This is a genomic window from Methylobacterium sp. Leaf112, from assembly GCF_001423295.1.
Taxonomy (GTDB): domain Bacteria; phylum Pseudomonadota; class Alphaproteobacteria; order Rhizobiales; family Beijerinckiaceae; genus Methylobacterium.
In genome coordinates, this window is the sequence record NZ_LMNG01000030.1 from 25,688 (window position 1) to 43,583 (window position 17,896).

A 17,896-nucleotide genomic window follows, 5' to 3' on the forward strand; every position below is an offset into this window, starting at 1 on the left:
GGTCATTGATTCGGCAGGGTTCGTTCCGAAGCAGACCCTAAACAAGGGCCGGAGGCTTCCACCACCAGATCGCTCGCAGGAATTGTCACCGAATCGCCTGACATGCGATCACATATGCTGGTCGGGGATCCGGTCCGACTGGGCAAGGTTCGAGAACCGCGTGATGTTTGCGTCGAACTGGAGCTCAACCGTGCCGGTGGGGCCGTGGCGCTGCTTGCCCAGGATCACCTCGGCCTTGCCGTGGACGCGGTTCATCTCGGCTTCCCAGGCGAAGAACTCTTCCGTGCCCTCACGGGGTTTCTTGTTGTTGACGTAGTACTCCTCGCGGAACACGAACATCACCACGTCAGCGTCCTGCTCGATGGAGCCCGATTCGCGCAGGTCCGAAAGCTGCGGGCGCTTGTCCTCGCGGTTCTCGACCTGACGCGAGAGCTGCGACAGGCCGATGATCGGCACGGCGAGTTCCTTGGCCAGCGCCTTCATGCCCGTGGTGATCTCGGTCATCTCCTGCACGCGGTTGTCCGAGCGCTTGCCGGAGCCCGACAGGAGCTGGAGGTAGTCGACGATGAGCAGGTCGAGACCCTTCTGGCGCTTGAGGCGCCGGGCACGCGCCGCGAGCTGGGCGATGGAGATGCCGCCGGTCTGGTCGATGTAGAACGGGATCGTCTGCATGTCCCGGGCGGCATCGGTGATCTTGTAGAAATCCTCCGGGCGGATGTCGCCGCGGCGGATCTTGTAGGAGGGCACGCCGGACTGCTCGGCGATGATGCGGGTGGCGAGCTGCTCGGCCGACATTTCGAGGGAGAAGAACCCGACGATGCCGCCGTTGACCGTCTTCATCACGCCATCGGCGCCCTTCTCGCCCTTATAGGCCTTGGCGATGTTGAAGGCGATGTTGGTCACCAGCGAGGTCTTGCCCATGGCCGGGCGGCCCGCGAGGATGATGAGATCCGACGATTGCAAACCGCCCATCTTGGCGTCGAGGTCGGACAGGCCGGTGGCGATGCCCGAAAGTTTGCCCTCGCGCTGGTAGGCCTTGGCGGCCATGTCGACGGCGGTGGTGAGCGCCTCGGAAAATTTCTGGAAGCCGCCGTCGTACTTGCCCGATTCGGCGAGTTCGTAGAGCCTGCGCTCGGTGCCCTCGATCTGGTCGCGGGGCGAGGATTCCACCGGGGCCTCGTAGGCGCCGTTCACCAGATCCTCGCCGATGGTGATGAGCCGGCGCCGTATAGCCAGATCGTAGATGGTGCGGCCGTAATCGCCCGCGTTGATGACCGTGGTCGCCTCGGCCGCGAGGCGGGCGAGGTACTGCATCACCGTCTGGCCACCGAGATCGGCGTCGCCGAGATACGTCTTCAGGGTGATCGGGGTCGCGAGCTTGCCACCCTTGATGAGCTGCGAGGCCACCTCGAAGATCTTGCGGTGGACGTCTTCCATGAAGTGCTCGGCCAGGAGGAAGTCCGAGATGCGATAGTAGGCGTCGTTGTTGACTAGGATCGCGCCGAGCAGGGCCTGCTCCGCATCGATGTTGTGCGGCGCGACGCGGAATTCCTGCGTCACCTGTTGAAGGTTGGCCACGAGGGCGTTGGGCAGGGCCATGGGCTGACTCGAGGCTCCGACTTTTCCAAGCGCGCGGGGATGTGGTCACCCAACCCGCCTTCATTCAGAGGCCAACCATGGCGCACCGTGGTTAAGAGCCTCTGATCACGATCGACCGATCCGCGTGCGAACCCGGCCAGAGCCGGACGCACGAACGCCCGCGACTCAGGCGAGGCGCGGGCGTCTATTTTGGAACAAACGAGGAACAAGTCAAACCGTGAAAGCTATCGCTCCCCGTTCTCCACCGCCCCGAAGGGCCGTGAATCGGCTTACTCGCGGTCGTCGCCGGCCTCGGCCAGCGCCGCGCCGACTTCGAGGCCGAGGTCGTCGAGGTTGAACGCCTCGCGCTCGGTGGTGGACTCGCCGCGGGCCTGACGCTCGGCCTCCTCGGGGGAGCGGGCGACGTTGACGGTCACGGAGACCTCGACCTCGGGGTGCAGCACGACGGGGACGACGTGCAGGCCGAGGGTCTTGATCGGCTGGTTCAGCGCGAACTGGTCACGACCGACCGAGAAGCCCTCGGCGGTGACGACCTCGGCGAGATCGCGGGTCGAGACCGAGCCGTAGAGCACGCCGGTCTCGCCCGACTGGCGGATGAGCACGAAGCTCTTGCCCTCGAGAGTCTCGGCGACGGTCTGGGCCTCGGACTTCTTCTCGAGGTTGCGGGCCTCGAGTTGGGCGCGCTGGGTCTCGAAGTGCTTCTTGTTGCCGGCGGTGGCGCGCAGGGCCTTGCCGCGGGCGAGGAGGAAGTTGCGGGCGTAGCCTGGCTTCACGTTCACGGTCTCGCCCATCTGGCCGAGCTTGGCGACGCGCTCGAGGAGGATGACTTCCATGGTTCTGGTCCTTCGGTTGGGGTTGGGATGGAAAACCGCTGGCCTCGGCCGGCGGCAGGCTCAAGGTCGCCCGGGCACGTCCTTCGGACGGCGCCGGTCGAGGGCGGTGTCGGCGATGCCGAACAGGGTCAAGGCCACGAAGGCGATCCCCTGGGTCACGAACAGGATGAGGTACAGGCCGAACAGTAGGGCGAGACGCCCCGGGCGGCCCCGGCTTCGGTCGTGGAAGGCGGCAAGTCCCTGGATGGCGAAGGCCGCGCTGAGGGCGCCGGCCACGGCCACGCCGAGCACACCGGGATAGCCCGGCGTGAAGGTCAGCAGGAGGGCGACGGCCAGGATGCCGAGGACCCGGCGCGGCATCCGCGTGGAGGGCAGGTCGGGCCAAGGCCGGGGCAGGCGGCCCGACACTTTTACGATTTTCGCGGCGGCCCATAAGTAGAACACGAGGAGGACGGCCAAGCCCTGCGCGGCGAGACCCGGCGCGATGCGGGCCAGGGCGTCGGACACGTCGTCCTTCAAGGTGTCGTCGGGCTTGCTCGCGTCCGGTTTCGGAGCATCCGGGTCCGCCGCATCAGGGGCGGTCTGGGCCGGGACGGCCGCGCGCCCCTGGGTCTGGATCTTCACGATGGTGCGCGTCATGTCGCGCAGTTGCGTGTGGAAGGTCTCGTAGTTCGGCGCCGCGATGACCGCGATGGCGACGAAGGCAAGGCCGGCCGTGCCGGCGGTCCAGGCCAGCAGCCGGCCTGTCGGATACCATTCCATAGTACCGTCGGCGCCGGGCCGGCCGAGGAGCGCGAGGTAGGCGAGCCACCAGGCGGGCAGGGCCAGATAGGCGAGAAAGCCGAGGCCGAGGAAGGGCTGCACCACGAGGGCCAGCGCGAGGCTGCCGGTGACGGCCGCGACGAGGGCGGCCTTGTGGCTCCAGCCGAGCCCGACGATGAGGATCGGGAGCGGGGCGAGCAGATAGAGGATGATGGCGAGTGCCGTCGCCTTCAGCAGCACGCCGAAGAGGAGAGCCGAGACGAGGCCCGCGCCGATACCGATTCCGAGAAACTGACCCATCGATCCCGCTGTCCCACTGTCCCGGTGCCGGGCAGGGTTAGAGGCACGCATCGCCCCAACGTCTCCCAGCCCTCACCATCGAAGGCCGGTACGAAACACTTCTACCGGTGAACCGGCATGTGCCTCGGCTCCATCGGAGCCGAGGCGGTCGTGACTACTTGATCACGTAGGGCAGGAAGCCGAGGAAGCGGGCGCGCTTGATCGCCTGGGCGAGCTCACGCTGCTTCTTGGCGGACACCGCCGTGATGCGCGACGGGACGATCTTGCCGCGCTCGGAGACGTAGCGCGACAGGAGCTTGACGTCCTTGTAGTCGATCTTGGGCGCGTTCGCGCCCGAGAAGGGGCAAGTCTTCCGACGACGGAAGAAGGGACGGCGTCCGCCGCCCGCACCACCACCAGCACCGCCAGCGGCGGGTGCACCGGGTCCAGCACCAAACGCCATAGCTTAAGCCTCCCCGCCGAAGCTGCGCTCGGGGCGGTCGCCCCGGTCGCCGCGATCACCACGGTCGCCGCGATCGCGGTCGCCGCCGAATCCACCACCACCGCCGAAGCCTTCGTCGTCACGACGACGGCCGCGCTCACGATCCTTGCGGTCGTCGCGGTCGCGCTTCTGCATCATCGCCGACGGCTCGGACTCGAGCTCTTCGACGCGGACGGTCATGAAACGCAGGACGTCCTCGGAGATCTGCATCTGGCGCTCCATCTCGGCCAGGGCGGCCGGGGGGGCGTCGACGTTGAGGAGCGTGAAATGCGCCTTGCGGTTCTTCTTGATGCGGTAGGCGAGGGACTTCACGCCCCACATCTCGATCTTCTCGACCTTGCCGCCATTGGCTTCGATGACGCCCTTGTAGGTCTCGACCATGGTCTCGACCTGCTGGGTCGTCACGTCCTGGCGTGCCAGGAAGACGTGTTCGTAGAGAGGCATTAACGGGCCCTTCATATCCAAAGGGACCCGACGGCACATGGGAGTGCGGGATAAGAAGCGTCGGGCCGGTTCGTACGCGAAATCGCCCGGCGCCAAGCCCTTCGAGCCGTTTGAAGGCCCGAGCGGTTGATCGAAGGCGGAGACACGGGACGACGGGAAAAGCCCTTGCGGAACCTCGCCCTATGCCGAACGAATCGGCATCGTCCGTTCAGCCCCCAGCCGGAGCGAACACGAGGGGTGGCGGATAAACCAGTTGTTCGGGCTTGGCAAGGCAGCCGCCATTCGGGCCCAGAGCGGTGAGAAGGGCCGACCTTCGGCTCGGCATCTCAGACGCTGGGATCCCGCGTGGTGGTTTCGCGGTGGATCGTCTCCACGCTCGCGACGGCTTCGTGCCGGCGCAGCCGCTCGGTCAGCGCATCGAGGGTATTGCGGTCGACATGCACGAGGCAAAGGGTGATCTCATCGCTCGCATCGACTCCGTGCTGGCGAATTACGATCTGCCGCAGCTTCGGCGCACACGGCCCGGCGAGGGCGTGCAGGTGTGCGAGGGTCAGCGCATTGTGTCGAGCGACGATGCGCAGATCGTATTTCTGGCGCCGCTCGCGGTAGCGTTCTTCCAGCGGCTTCATGCCCGCCAGGATACCCAGCACGATGGCAGTTGTGGCGATGGCCGGTACGTAGAGCCCGCCCCCGGACGCAAGACCAATGGCGGCCACCGCCCAGAGGCTCGCGGCGGTTGTGAGGCCCTTCACGACCTCACCGCGCAGGAGGATCGTGCCGGCACCGAGGAAGCCGATGCCGGACACCACCTGGGCGGCGACACGCGACGGATCGAGGGTCACGTTCGGTCGGCCCAGGATGTCGGCGAACCCGAAGGCCGAGACGATCATCAGCAGGCACGAACCGACGCAGACCAGCATGTGCGTCCGCATGCCGGCCGCCCACACCAGTCGCTCCCGTTCGAAGCCGATGACGCTGCCGAGCAGCGCGGCCACGAACAAGCGGCCAACCATGTCGACGTTGCTCAGCACGATTCGACGCTCATCGTCCGCTCGTGGGCGTCCGGTTATTTGTTCGGCTTTTCGGACAGGAGTGCCCCCGTCTTCGGATCGGCGTGGAACTGCATCTTCGTGCCGTTCTTCACGCCCTCGCCCTCCCAATGGCCATCATCGGCCTCGAACTCCGTGATGCTGGTGTAGCCCTCCGCCATCAACTTCTGTTTCACCTGCGCGGCGGGCATCCAATCGGCTCCGGGCTGGTCGGCGAGTGCTGCCGTCGATGCGGCAAGGGCGAGCGCCAGGGCGAGGGGAATCGAGCGTGACATCCAGAACTCCATGAGCCGGCAAAAAATCCAGACGGTTCAACGGGAATGCCGGGGGTGGGTTCCTGCGCGGCCTACCGAATCGATGCCGCGATCGCCTGCTGGATGCCCAGGATGTTCGCGCCCCGCTTCAAGGTCTTCTGGATCGGCTCGGCCCTGCCGGACACCCAGATCTTGAGTTCGGAATCGAGGTCGAAACTCCCGGCCGTCTCGACGGAGAAGCAGGTGATCGCCCGGTACGGCACCGTCATGTACTGGACCTTGCGGCCGGTGATCCCCTGCTTGTCCACGAGGATCAAACGCCGGTCGGTGAACACGATGAGATCCCTCAGGAGTCGGAAGGCGACCTGCACGCTTTCACCCTCCGTGAGGATGCCGGCGAGCTGCTCGCTGACCTCCGCCGCCGAGAGGTCGCTGCCGTGGCCGAGAAGGCCGTCGAGAAATCCCATCGTATGCCGTATCCCCGTTCGTACTTGCGAGGCCTATGTAACGATGGTGCTGGCCTGGTGAAACGACCGGGCCGTGTTGATCTCCGTGGGGATCGCGTTTGGAGTCCGCCGGATACATGATTCATCGTTCCTTGCGTCTCGGCGTGAACATCGACCACGTCGCCACCGTTCGCAACGCGCGCGGGGGCGGGCATCCCGATCCGATCCGGGCGGCGCGAATGGCCGTCGAGGCGGGGGCGGACGGCATCACGGCGCACTTGCGCGAGGACCGGCGCCACATCCGCGACGCCGACATGGAGACCTTGGCCCGGGTCCTGACCGTCCCCCTCAATTTCGAGATGGCGGCCACCGACGAGATGGTCGCCCTGGCGATTCGCCTGAAGCCCCATGCCGCCTGCCTCGTGCCGGAGAAGCGCGAGGAGCGCACCACCGAGGGGGGGCTCGACATCGTCGGCGGCCACGAACATCTGGCGCCCCGCATCATTGCCCTGAGCGCGGCCGGCATCCGCGTATCCCTGTTCGTCGAGCCCGATGTCGCGGTGATGGACGCCGCACACCGCCTCGGCGCCCCCGTGGTCGAGCTCCACACTGGGACCTATTGCGAGGCGGTGGCGGCCGGAAACACCGAACGGGTATCGGTGGAACTCGCTCGAATCGCCCGCGCGGCGACGCATGGCGCCAGCCTCGGCCTGGAGATCCATGCCGGTCACGGCTTGGCCCTGGACAGCGTCGGACCGGTGGCGGCGTTGGCCGAGATCGCCGAGCTCAACATCGGCCACGCCCTCATCGGCGAGGCGATCTTCACGGGGTTGGATCAAGCCGTCCGCGACATGCGGGCGGCCATGGACGCCGCCCGGGGAGCGAGCGCCGCATGATCGTCGGCATCGGCTCCGATCTCTGCGACATCCGCCGCATCGCACGCTCCCTCGAACGCTACGGCGAGCGCTTCACCCACCGGGTCTTCACCGACGGAGAGCGGGCGAAATGCGATGCCCGCGCCGCCCGCGCGCCGTCCTACGCCCGGCGCTTCGCCGCCAAGGAGGCCTGCGCCAAGGCGCTCGGCACCGGTCTCAGCCAGGGCGTATTCTGGCGGGACATGGAGGTGGTGAACCTGCCCGGCGGTCGCCCGACCCTACGCCTGACCGGCGGGGCCGCGACGCACCTCGCCGGGCTGATTCCGGCGGGTTATGCCCCCAAGGTCCACATCACCCTTACGGACGATCCTCCCATGGCTCAGGCCTTCGTGATCATCGAGGCGGTGCCGCTCGGCACCCTCCGGGCCTAGCTGGCGGCCCCCTCGCGTTGCGGCTCCTCCGCGCATGGTCTATGCCGCCGCTCGACCGTCGATGACGGACGGGGCCTGGATGTCGGCCTTCCGTGTCGAATCGGAGAGGCCAGCCAGATGGAACGTGCCCGCGTGGACCACCAGACGAAGCATGACTTGAAGGCGGCCGAGACCGGAACCTGGGCCAGCATCAAGGAAACCCTGAAGGTCGGCGGCCAGGCGCTGCTCATCGCCCTCGTGGTACGGACGCTGCTGTTCCAGCCGTTCAACATCCCGTCGGGGTCGCTCGTGCCGACGCTCCTCATCGGCGATTACCTGTTCGTCTCGAAATATTCCTATGGCTACTCGAAATACTCCCTGCCCCTGAGCGAGTACCTGCCGTTCACGGCCGACGGCCGGGTCTGGGCGGCGACCCCGAAGCGCGGCGACATCGCGGTGTTCAAGCTGCCCAAGGACAATGCCACGGACTACATCAAGCGCGTCATCGGCCTGCCCGGCGACAAGATCCAGATGAAGGCCGGCCTGCTCTACATCAACGACGTGCCGGTCAAGCGCGAGAAGATCGCGCCGTTCGAGACCACCGGCCCCTACGGTGAGCAGGCCAAGGCCGAGCAGTACCTCGAGACCCTGCCGGGCGGCGTCACCCACAAGGTGATCGAGCGCGACGGCGACAACGGTTACTGGGACAACACCGAGCCCTACACCGTGCCGGAAGGGCGGTTCTTCATGATGGGCGACAACCGCGACAACTCCACCGATTCGCGCGATCTCGCCAATGTGGGCTTCGTGCCGTTCGAGAATTTCGTCGGCCGGGCGGAGATGATCTTCTTCTCCATCGACGAGGGCACGCCGGCGTGGCAGATCTGGAACTGGCCGGCGAAGGTCCGCTGGGGCCGCCTGTTCACCACCATTCAGTAGGGCGATTGCGAACCGTGGACGAAGAGGCGCGTCCCTCCAGCCGGGCGCGGCGCGCGCCGCGTCCGAAGCCCGGCCTCGCCGTGCTCGAAGCCGCGATCGGCCATGCCTTTGCCGACCCGAACCTGCTGGTCCTGGCGCTGACCCACGTGAGCAAGGCGGGCGGCAATGGCCGTCTCGGCAGCTATCAGCGCCTCGAATTCCTCGGCGATCGTGTGCTGGGTCTCGCCATCGGCGATCTCCTCTACGCCGCGTTTCCGGGAGCCGACGAGGGTGACCTGTCGCGGCGCCTCGCCGGCCTCGTCCGGCGCGAGACCTGCGCCGCCGTGGCCACCACCTGGGATGTCGGTCCGCACCTGTTGCTCGGCCCCGGCGAGGTCCAGAGCGGCGGGCGCCGCAACCAGACCATCCTGGCCGATGCCTGCGAGTCGATCCTCGGCGCCGTGTTCCTCGACGCCGGCTATGCCAAGGCCAAGGCCATCGTGGAGGCCGCCTTCACCCCGGGCGTCGACACGGCCGCCCCGCGGGGACGCGACGCCAAGTCGTCGCTCCAGGAATGGGCGATGGGCCGCGGCCTGCCGATCCCCGCCTACGAGGTGGTGGAGCGCTCCGGCCCCGATCATGCCCCCCTGTTCCGCATAGCCGCCCGGGTCGAGGGCTTCGCGCCCGGCATCGGTTCCGGCCCGTCCAAGCGCCTTGCCGAGCAGGAGGCCGCCCGCCTTGTGCTGGAGCGCGAGGTGCTCGGTCAGACCCCCACCCCAACAATGGAGACGTCGGCGGACGTCCGCGAAGGAAATTCCCCCGATGTCTGATCCCGATTTCGAGACCGACCACGACGACGACGATCTGCCGCCCCTGGTGCCGATCCCTTCGGCGCCCATGCCGGAGAACACCACCGCCGGCTTCGTCGCTCTCATCGGCATCCCGAATGCCGGCAAGTCGACACTTTTGAACAGCCTCGTCGGCACCAAGGTGTCCATCGTCTCCCGCAAGGTGCAGACGACGCGCGCACTCGTGCGCGGCATCGTCATGGAGGGCACGGCGCAGATCATCCTCGTCGACACCCCCGGCATCTTCGCGCCGAAGCGCCGCCTCGACCGCGCCATGGTGCATTCCGCCTGGAGCGGCGCGTCGGACGCCGACGCCGTGTGCCTGCTCATCGATGCCCGCAAGGGCGTCTCCGACGAGGTCGAGGCGATCCTGGCCAAGCTCCCCGACGTGAAACGCCCCAAGGTCCTGATCCTCAACAAAATCGATCTCATCCCGCGCGACCGCCTGCTGGCGCTCTCCGCCTCGCTCAACGAGCGCATCGCCTTCACCCACACCTTCATGATCTCGGCGCTGAACGGCGACGGCATCGACGTGCTGAAGGCGACCCTGGCTTCAATGATGCCGAAGAGCCCGTGGCTCTACCCCGAGGATCAGGTCTCGGACGCCCCGATCCGCATGCTGGCCTCCGAGATCACCCGCGAAAAGCTCTACGACCGCCTGCACGAGGAACTGCCCTACCGCTCCACCGTCGAGACCGATCAGTGGCAGGTGCGGACCGACGGATCGGTGCGCATCGAGCAGACCATCTTCGTCGAGCGCGAGAGCCAGCGCTCCATCGTGCTCGGCAAGGGCGGTCAGACCATCAAGGCCATCGGCCAGGCGGCGCGGCGGGAGATCGCCGAGGCGGCCGAGCAGACGGTTCACCTGTTCCTGCACGTGAAGGTGCGCGAGAACTGGGCCGACGATCCGGCACGCTACCGCGAGATGGGCCTGGAATTCCCCCGCGGCTAGCAAGGTTTCACCCATGTGGTCGCCGGTTTCCCGTCGAGGATCGGCGACCTGTCAGGAAGCCGAACAGGGTGAAGCGTTGGCTTGCCGACGCGAACCTGCTTCGGCATCGGCTATCACCGACCAGCCCAGGTCACCCGTCACGCTCTCAGCCGTCGAGGCGCGCACCATCCGCGCCGGATCGTATCATCATGTCCGTCACATCGTTCTCGCACGCCGTCTACGGCCTTCCGCCCGCTGAACTCATCGATGGGCCGGAGGGGGCCGCCGACGGCGCCGTTCAACTTTCGCCGCTGATCCCGGGGTCGCCACGGATCGAGGATGTCGATCTGGGCAGCCTCGAACGGATCGACGTGCTGGCGCCGGCCGGCACCATCGAGCGGCGCTACGTCCTGGCCCAGGCGTTGCGCGCGCTGCGTCCCGGCGGTCGCCTCACGGCCCTCGCCCCGAAGGACAGGGGCGGATCGCGCTTGGCCAAGGAACTCGCGGGCTTCGGAGCGCCGGCGACGGAGAGCGCCCGGCGCCACCACCGCATCTGCGTGGTCGATCGGCCGGAGGCCATCGGCGATCTGAAGGCGGCCCTCGATGAGGGTGGTCCGCGTCATATCGACAACCTCGCCCTGTGCTCGCAGGCCGGCATCTTCTCCTACGACCGCCTCGATCCGGGCTCGGCCCTGCTCCTGTCGCTGCTCCCCCCGCTCTCCGGCAGCGGTGCCGATTTCGGCTGCGGCCTCGGGGTCCTGGCGCGCTCCGTCCTGCATTCGCCCAAGGTCACGACCCTGACCCTCATCGACATCGACCGGCGTGCCGTGGAAATGGCGACGCGCAACGTCGGCGATCCGCGCGCCACGATCCGCTGGGCCGACATCCGCGCGGGCCATCTCGGCCTCAGCCGCCTCGACTTCGTGGTGATGAACCCGCCCTTCCACGACGGCGGTTCAGAGGATCAGGCCCTCGGCCAGGGCTTCATCGCCCGTGCGGCCGAGGCCCTGCGCCCGGGCGGTACCCTGTGGCTCACCGCCAACATGCACCTTCCCTACGAGAAGCCCCTCAAGGCCGCATTCAAGACCGTCGAGCTGAAAGCATCGTCCGGCGGCTACAAGATCTTCGAGGCCCGGAAATGAGCAAGGCGGGCAAGACCCCGACCCTGCGCCTCGACCGCCTGCTCGCGAACATGGGCTACGGCTCGCGCCGTGAGATCGGGCTCCTCACCGGGGCCGGCCTCGTCGTCCTCGACGGCGCCGCCTTGCGGGATTCGGACCAGCGCATCCCGGTCACACCCGATCTGGCGCAGCGCATGATGGTGGACGGCGCCCCCCTCGATCCGCCGCCGGGCGTGACCCTGATGCTGCACAAGCCGCTCGGCGTCACCTGCTCGCACAAGGAGGCGGGGCCGCTGGTCTACGGTCTGCTGCCCGACCGCTGGCGCCGGCGCGACCCGGCCCTGTCCACCGTCGGCCGCCTCGACAAGGAGACGTCCGGCCTCCTGCTGCTGACCGACGACGGCGCCCTGCTGCATCGGATCATCGCGCCGAAATCCAACGTCGCCAAGCGATACCAGGTGACTCTGGACCGCCCGCTCAAGGGCAACGAAGCCGCGATCTTCGCCTCCGGCACCCTGATGCTGGAGGGCGAGGACAAGCCGCTCCTGCCGGTGGAGACGGAGGTTCACGACGAGACCCGCGCCGCCGTCACCCTGCACGAGGGTCGCTACCATCAGGTCCGGCGCATGTTCGCCGCCGTCGGTAACCACGTCGTCGGCCTCCACCGCGACCGAATCGGCGGGCTCGACTTGCCGGCCGATCTCGAGGCCGGCGCGTACCGGGTGATGGACGAGGCCGCGATCGCCGCCGTTTTCGGGGGCGCACAGGCCTGACGGGCTCCGCCCGCCCCAAAACCTTGCCATCGCAAAAACCGTCTGGTAAGGCCCCGCCCATTCCACACGCGGAGTTGGCCTCATGCCTGAATGAGGCGTTTCCGGTGACCGGTGCCCCACGGGACCCTGGTCGCTTCCTCCGCGGCGGCATAACCGGAGAGACAAAAGATCATGGCCGTTGATTTCAGCATGCGTCAGCTTCTCGAGGCCGGCGCCCACTTCGGGCACCAGGCCCACCGCTGGAACCCGAAGATGCAGTCCTACATCTTCGGGACGCGCAACAACATCCACATCATCGACCTGGCCCAGACCGTGCCGGCCCTCCACCAGGCCCTGCAGGCCGTGAGCGACACCGTGGCCAAGGGTGGCCGCGTGCTGTTCGTCGGCACCAAGCGCCAGGCCGCCGACACCATCGCCGAAGCCGCTAAGCGTTCGGCCCAGTACTACGTCAACTCCCGCTGGCTCGGCGGCATGCTGACCAACTGGAAGACCATCTCGGGCTCGATCTCGCGCCTGCGCAAGGTCGACGAAATCCTCGATGGCGGGGCCCAGGGCCTCACCAAGAAGGAGCGTCTCATGCTCGCTCGCGAGAAGGACAAGCTCGAGAAGGCCCTCGGCGGCATCAAGGACATGGGCGGCGTGCCCGACCTGCTGTTCGTGATCGACACCAACAAGGAGCAGCTCGCGATCAAGGAGGCCCAGCGCCTCGGGATCCCGGTGGCCGCCATCGTCGACACCAACTGCAACCCGGACGGCATCACCTACGTGGTTCCGGCCAACGATGACGCCGGCCGCGCCATCGCTCTGTACTGCGACCTCATCGCCCGCGCTGCCATCGATGGCATCTCGCGCGGTCAGGGCTCGAGCGGCATCGATCTCGGTGCCTCCGAGGAGCCGACCGCCGAGGAGCTGCCCGCCAACGACGAGGGCGCGGCTTCCATCGAGTCCGGCTCGGTCACCCAGGCCGATGTGGCCGCCCTCGTGGAGTCCACCGAGCACTTCGAACTGCTCTCGGCCCCGCGCGGCGCCCCCGACGACCTGTCGAAGCTCCACGGTGCCGGTCCCCAGATCGTTCAGAAGCTCAACGAAGCCGGCGTCTACCATTATTGGCAGATCGCCGCGATGAGCGAAGCGGACGTCGCCAAGGTCGATGCCGATCTCAAGCTCAATGGCCGCATCGGCCGTGACGGCTGGGTCGAGCAGGCCCGTGGCTTCGCCGAGGCCGCCGCCGCCGCCTGAGACCGCCACGGCGGCCTCGAGCCAGGGCCGCCACCGACGGATCGACACCATCATCCTGAAGCCCGGTGCTTTTTCCAGAGCGCCGGGCTCCTTCACTTCAAGAATCCCCCACATCAAGAGTCCCGGAAAGGACAGGCCATGGCCAACATCACCGCCGCACTGGTGAAAGAGCTCCGCGAAAAGACCGGCGCGGGCATGATGGACTGCAAGGGCGCACTGAACGAGACGGACGGCGACATCGAAGCCGCCGTCGACTGGCTGCGCAAGAAGGGCCTCGCCAAGGCCGCCAAGAAGGCCGGCCGCGTCGCCGCCGAGGGCCTCGTCGCCGTCGAGTCCGCCGGGCACCACGCCGCCCTCGTCGAGGTGAACTCCGAGACGGACTTCGTCGCCCGCAACGACAGCTTCCAGGGCTTTGCCCGCGAGGCCGCCAAGCTCGCCCTGGATACCGACGGCACCCTCGAAGGCCTCGAGTCCGCCAAGTTCCCCGGCGCCGAGACCACCGTCAAGGAGAGCCTCGCGAACCTCATCGCCACCATCGGCGAGAACATGACTCTGCGCCGCGTCGCCAAGCTCGACGTGACCAAGGGCGTCATCGCCTCCTACGTCCACGGCCAGGTGGTCGACGGCCTCGGCAAGATCGGCGTCCTCGTCGCCCTCGAGTCCGAGGGTGACGTCGAGGTCCTCTCCACCCTCGGTCGCCAGATCGCCATGCACGTCGCCGCCACCAACCCGGTGGCCCTCGATGCCGCCGGCGTCGACCAGCCGACCCTCGACCGCGAGATCAACATCCTGCGCGAGAAGAACGCCGGAAAGCCCGAAAATGTGCTCGCCAAGATCGTCGAGAGCGGCCTGAAGAGCTACTACAAGGAGGTCACCCTCCTCGAGCAGCCCTTCGTGCACGACGGCTCGAAGACCATCACGCAGGTCCTCAAGGAAGCCGAGGGCAAGGCCGGCGCACCGGTCAAGCTCACCGCCTTCGTTCGCTACGCCCTCGGTGAGGGCATCGAGAAGGAAGAGGCCCCGGATTTCGCCGCCGAGGTCGCGGCCGCCGCTCGCGGCTGATCACGGACCGACGGTCTGACGAAAATGTGAGGGGGGCGGTGGCAGCGATGCCGCCGCCCCTCGACGTTTCGGTCCCGCCTGCGCTAGACACCCCTCCGCTTCCGATTGGCTCGCCGCCCCGATTTCGGGACGGCTTTGAGGGGACTGGCTCGATGCCGGAGACCACACCGTTTCGCCGCGTCCTCGTGAAGCTGTCCGGGGAGGCGCTCGCTGCGCCGGACGGTTACTGGCTGCACCCCCCGACGCTCGCCGGTATCGCCGACGACATCGCCCGTACGCGGGAAGCTGGAATCCAACTCGCCCTGGTGGTCGGCGGCGGCAACATGATCCGCGGTGCGCGCATCTCGGCCGCGGGCTGGATCGACCGGGCCACCGGGGATTCGCTCGGCATGATGGCGACGGTGATGAACTCGCTGGCCCTCGAGACCGCCCTGAACGCCGCCGGCGTACCCGCCCGCACCATGTCGGCCGTGTCGATGCCGACGATCTGCGAGACCTTCGCGCGGCAGCCCGCCCTGCACCACCTCGACAAGGGGCAGGTCATCGTGCTCGCGGGCGGCACCGGCAACCCGTTCTTCACCACCGACACGGCCGCCGTTCTGCGCGCGGCCGAGCTGCGTTGCGATGCCGTGCTCAAGGCGACACAGGTGGACGGGGTCTACTCGGCCGATCCGAAGATCGACCCGTCCGCCACCCGCTACGATCGCCTCACCCACGACGAGGCCATCGGCCGCGACCTCAAGGTGATGGACACCGCCGCTTTCGCCCTCGCCCGCGAGAGCCGTCTCTCCATCGTGGTCGGGTCCGTCCATGCGCCGAGCTCGATCCGGGCCATCCTCACGGGGGAGGCACCGGCCACCCACGTGGTTCCTTGATCCACGCTCCCGCGATCCTCGGATGCGAAACGCCGAAGGACCGCGAACACATTTGCGGGCCACAGGGTTTTGGTTCATTGAAGCCGCAGAACGGGCCCCGGCGGCCCGGCTTCCCTCCCTCTCTGTTCGCGTCGGGACACTGAACGCATGGCTGCTATCCCCGAATTCGATCTGAACGACATCAAGCGCCGCATGCAGGGGGCCGTCACCTCCCTCAAGGGCGACCTCGGTTCCCTGCGAACGGGCCGCGCGACCCCGAGCATCCTCGATCCGATCCAGGTCGATGCCTACGGGGCGATGATGCCAATGGCGCAGGTCGCCACCGTGAGCGTGCCGGAGCCCCGCCTGCTGAGCATTTCGGTCTGGGACCGGGGCATGGTCAGCGCCGTCGAGAAGGCGATCCGTGAATCCGACCTCGGCATGAACCCCCAGACGGAAGGCCAGACCATCCGCCTGCGCGTGCCGGAGATGAACGAGCAGCGCCGCAAGGAAATGGTCAAGGTCGCACACAAGTATACGGAAGAGGCTCGTGTTGCCGTCCGCCACGTGCGTCGCGACGGGCTCGACCATCTGAAGAAGCTGGAGAAGGATGGCGCCATCAGCGAAGACGACGAGAAGCGTCAGGCCGGTGAAGTCCAGAAGGTCACCGATCAGCACATCGCCGAGATCGACGGCGTGCTGGCGTCCAAGGAAAAGGAAATCATGCAGGTCTAGCGCATCTGCCCGAGAGGTGGACACCGGCTTTCGCAACAGCCGATGCGTGACCGAGGATCGGGAGCATCGTCTTGGAGCGGGTATCCGAGACGATGCTCCCCTGCGCTCTGCGACGACTTAGATGTTGAGTTCGTCGTAAGGACGCAGGACGAGGGAAGGTTCTGGGACCGCGGTTCGATTTGATCGATCACGGTTCCAGCGTTCGGCGGATTGCCGTCCGAACGGGACGAAGCACGGGGGAGGGGCGCGTTGGGTCGAACTGAGGGCGCGCGTCACATCGAAGCCGGGATGGTGGGAGGGCAGGGCGCGTCGGCGTTCGAAGTCCGCCCGCCGGCCGTGTCCGGTGCGGCGCCGGTGCTGCCCGCCGGCCTCGCGCTGCCAGCGCCCGCGCACGTCGCCATCATCATGGACGGCAACGGACGCTGGGCGGCACGGCGGGGTTTGCCCCGCGTCGAGGGCCATCGCCGCGGCGTCGAGGCCGTGCGTCGGGCCGTGCGGTCCTCCATCGACCTCGGCGTACGCTACCTGACCATCTACACGTTCTCGTCCGAGAACTGGCGCCGTCCGCCGGCGGAGGTCGCCGACCTCATGGGCTTGCTCAAGTTGTTCGTCCGCCGCGATCTGGCCGAGCTTCATCGCAACGGCGTGCGCGTGCGGATCATCGGCGACCGCGAGGGCCTGAGCGCCGATATCGTCGCCCTTCTGGACGAGGCCGAGGCGATGACCCGGGCCAATCCCGGCCTGACCCTGGTGGTCGCGTTCAACTACGGTGGTCGCCAGGAGATCGTCCGCGCCGTGCGCACCCTCGCCCGGGCCTGCGCCGAGGGCCGTACGAGTCCCGACGACATCGACATCGACGCCATCACGGCGGCCCTCGATACCACCGGCATTCCAGATCCCGATCTGGTGATCCGCACCTCGGGCGAACTGCGTCTGTCGAACTTCCTCACGTGGCAGACGGCCTACGCCGAGTACGTGACCACGCCCGCCCTGTGGCCGGACTTCGACCACGACGCCTTCGTGGCGGCCATCGGCGAGTACCATCGCCGCGACCGGCGCTTCGGCGGTCTCAGCGACAAGACCGGCTGATGGGAAGCCCGAGCGAGGCGGCCCCGGGTGTGCGGCGCAATCCCCTGAGCGGGCGCGAGTTCCAGCTTCGCCTCGTGTCTGGGGTGGTGCTGGCGATCCTCGTGGTCTCGGCCCTGATCCTCGGCGGCGGACCGTTCGCCTTCATCTGGCTGGCCGCCGCCCTCGTCGGCGCCGCGGAGTGGATCGGCATGAGCCGCACCGGCCCGCGCCGGCTGCTCCTGACGATCATCGGCGTGACCCTCGCGGGCCTCTCCCTGTGCCTCCGGGAGGGAGCCACCCCCCTCGTATTCCTCGCCGTCGCCGCGACGGGGACCCTCGGTCTGCTCGTCCTGGCCCAGGACGGTCCGGCGCGGGGCCGCGCGGTGGCGGGCCTTGCCGGCGGCGCCGTGGTCGCCCTCGTTCCGCCGGGTCTGCGCGACGATCCCGGCATCGGCATCCTCGGGCCCGCCTGGATGTTCGCGGTGGTGTGGTCCACCGATGTCGTCGCCTACATCACAGGCCGGACGTTCGGCGGCCCGAAGCTGATGCCGAGTGTCAGCCCGAAGAAGACGTGGTCGGGCGCGCTCGGTGGTCTCGCCGCCGGGACCGCCGCGGGCATCGGCCTCGTCGCCCTGGCGCGGGGCTACGGCTGGAGCCCGCTCGCGGCGACCTCACTTGCCATCGTGGGCGCTGTCAGCGCCGCCGCCTCGATCTTCAGTCAGGCCGGCGATCTGGCCGAATCCGCCCTGAAGCGGCACTGGGGCGTCAAGGATTCCGGCCGCTCCATCCCCGGCCACGGCGGGGTCATGGACCGTCTCGACGGTTTCGCCGCCGTGGCCTTGCTGGCCGGATTGTATCTCCTCGCGCATCGCATGGGCGCGGTCTGAAGGATTG

Annotated in this window: 21 protein-coding genes; 13 read left to right on the top strand and 8 right to left on the bottom strand. The window is 67.8% G+C overall.

All coding sequences use genetic code 11. The annotated features are described in order from the left end of the window. Positions 1-108 precede the first annotated feature (108 nt). The 8 genes from ASF52_RS13970 to ASF52_RS14005 all read right to left on the bottom strand — a co-directional run bounded on the left by ASF52_RS13970 (position 109) and on the right by ASF52_RS14005 (position 6,189). A complete protein-coding gene (locus ASF52_RS13970) occupies positions 109-1,599 on the bottom strand; it encodes a replicative DNA helicase (protein WP_056086665.1) in 1,491 nt (496 codons plus the stop codon). A 269-nt stretch (positions 1,600-1,868) separates the two neighbouring features. Further along, positions 1,869-2,432, bottom strand: a complete 564-nt coding sequence (rplI, locus tag ASF52_RS13975; RefSeq protein WP_056086662.1) for a 50S ribosomal protein L9 — start codon at positions 2,430-2,432, stop codon at positions 1,869-1,871. A gap of 60 nt (positions 2,433-2,492) precedes the next feature. Next, on the bottom strand, positions 2,493-3,494 hold the full coding sequence (locus ASF52_RS13980) for a DUF2232 domain-containing protein (RefSeq protein WP_056173088.1): 1,002 nt from the start codon (positions 3,492-3,494) through the stop codon (positions 2,493-2,495). Between the two features lie 154 nt (positions 3,495-3,648). Beyond that, positions 3,649-3,936 carry a 30S ribosomal protein S18 gene (rpsR, locus tag ASF52_RS13985; protein WP_056173092.1) on the bottom strand — a complete coding sequence of 96 codons (288 nt, stop codon included), beginning with the start codon at positions 3,934-3,936 and terminating at the stop codon, positions 3,649-3,651. Between the two features lie 3 nt (positions 3,937-3,939). Next, complete coding sequence (gene rpsF, locus ASF52_RS13990; protein ID WP_056173095.1) at positions 3,940-4,419, bottom strand: 30S ribosomal protein S6; 480 nt, start codon at positions 4,417-4,419, stop codon at positions 3,940-3,942. A gap of 326 nt (positions 4,420-4,745) precedes the next feature. Next, positions 4,746-5,450 carry an MgtC/SapB family protein gene (locus tag ASF52_RS13995; protein WP_056173097.1) on the bottom strand — a complete coding sequence of 235 codons (705 nt, stop codon included), beginning with the start codon at positions 5,448-5,450 and terminating at the stop codon, positions 4,746-4,748. 35 nt (positions 5,451-5,485) lie between these two features. After that, positions 5,486-5,743: a PepSY domain-containing protein gene (locus ASF52_RS14000; RefSeq protein ID WP_056174085.1), complete on the bottom strand. Its 258-nt coding sequence runs from the start codon at positions 5,741-5,743 to the stop codon at positions 5,486-5,488. A gap of 71 nt (positions 5,744-5,814) precedes the next feature. Further along, on the bottom strand, positions 5,815-6,189 hold the full coding sequence (locus ASF52_RS14005; protein WP_056173100.1) for a PH domain-containing protein: 375 nt from the start codon (positions 6,187-6,189) through the stop codon (positions 5,815-5,817). Positions 6,190-6,305: 116 nt separating this feature from the next. Here ASF52_RS14005 and ASF52_RS14010 point away from each other — a divergent pair, with 116 nt between their 5' ends. The 13 genes from ASF52_RS14010 to ASF52_RS14070 all read left to right on the top strand — a co-directional run bounded on the left by ASF52_RS14010 (position 6,306) and on the right by ASF52_RS14070 (position 17,889). Then, on the top strand, positions 6,306-7,064 hold the full coding sequence (locus ASF52_RS14010) for a pyridoxine 5'-phosphate synthase (protein WP_056173103.1): 759 nt from the start codon (positions 6,306-6,308) through the stop codon (positions 7,062-7,064). After that, positions 7,061-7,474, top strand: a complete 414-nt coding sequence (gene acpS, locus ASF52_RS14015; protein WP_056173106.1) for a holo-ACP synthase — start codon at positions 7,061-7,063, stop codon at positions 7,472-7,474. The genes ASF52_RS14010 and acpS overlap by 4 nt, the downstream gene beginning before the upstream one ends. A gap of 117 nt (positions 7,475-7,591) precedes the next feature. Then, positions 7,592-8,392: a signal peptidase I gene (lepB, locus tag ASF52_RS14020; protein ID WP_056173108.1), complete on the top strand. Its 801-nt coding sequence runs from the start codon at positions 7,592-7,594 to the stop codon at positions 8,390-8,392. Between the two features lie 14 nt (positions 8,393-8,406). Then, on the top strand, positions 8,407-9,201 hold the full coding sequence (rnc, locus tag ASF52_RS14025) for a ribonuclease III (RefSeq protein WP_056173111.1): 795 nt from the start codon (positions 8,407-8,409) through the stop codon (positions 9,199-9,201). 67 nt (positions 9,202-9,268) lie between these two features. Continuing rightward, complete coding sequence (gene era / locus ASF52_RS14030) at positions 9,269-10,171, top strand: GTPase Era (protein ID WP_443136683.1); 903 nt, start codon at positions 9,269-9,271, stop codon at positions 10,169-10,171. Between the two features lie 188 nt (positions 10,172-10,359). Next, on the top strand, positions 10,360-11,292 hold the full coding sequence (locus ASF52_RS14035) for a class I SAM-dependent methyltransferase (protein ID WP_056173116.1): 933 nt from the start codon (positions 10,360-10,362) through the stop codon (positions 11,290-11,292). Beyond that, entirely contained in the window at positions 11,289-12,044 is a 756-nt protein-coding gene (locus ASF52_RS14040) for a pseudouridine synthase (RefSeq protein ID WP_056173120.1), read from the top strand. The genes ASF52_RS14035 and ASF52_RS14040 overlap by 4 nt, the downstream gene beginning before the upstream one ends. A gap of 171 nt (positions 12,045-12,215) precedes the next feature. Then, positions 12,216-13,283, top strand: a complete 1,068-nt coding sequence (locus ASF52_RS14045; protein WP_056173123.1) for a 30S ribosomal protein S2 — start codon at positions 12,216-12,218, stop codon at positions 13,281-13,283. 138 nt (positions 13,284-13,421) lie between these two features. Further along, complete coding sequence (gene tsf, locus ASF52_RS14050; RefSeq protein WP_056173126.1) at positions 13,422-14,345, top strand: translation elongation factor Ts; 924 nt, start codon at positions 13,422-13,424, stop codon at positions 14,343-14,345. A gap of 152 nt (positions 14,346-14,497) precedes the next feature. Continuing rightward, complete coding sequence (gene pyrH, locus ASF52_RS14055) at positions 14,498-15,220, top strand: UMP kinase (protein ID WP_056173129.1); 723 nt, start codon at positions 14,498-14,500, stop codon at positions 15,218-15,220. A gap of 147 nt (positions 15,221-15,367) precedes the next feature. After that, on the top strand, positions 15,368-15,934 hold the full coding sequence (gene frr / locus ASF52_RS14060; RefSeq protein WP_056173131.1) for a ribosome recycling factor: 567 nt from the start codon (positions 15,368-15,370) through the stop codon (positions 15,932-15,934). Between the two features lie 288 nt (positions 15,935-16,222). Beyond that, entirely contained in the window at positions 16,223-17,023 is an 801-nt protein-coding gene (locus ASF52_RS14065) for an isoprenyl transferase (protein ID WP_082515327.1), read from the top strand. Then, positions 17,023-17,889, top strand: coding sequence for a phosphatidate cytidylyltransferase (locus ASF52_RS14070; RefSeq protein ID WP_056173134.1), 867 nt, complete (start codon positions 17,023-17,025; stop codon positions 17,887-17,889). Before ASF52_RS14065 ends, ASF52_RS14070 begins: the two co-directional genes overlap by 1 nt. Positions 17,890-17,896 lie beyond the last annotated feature (7 nt).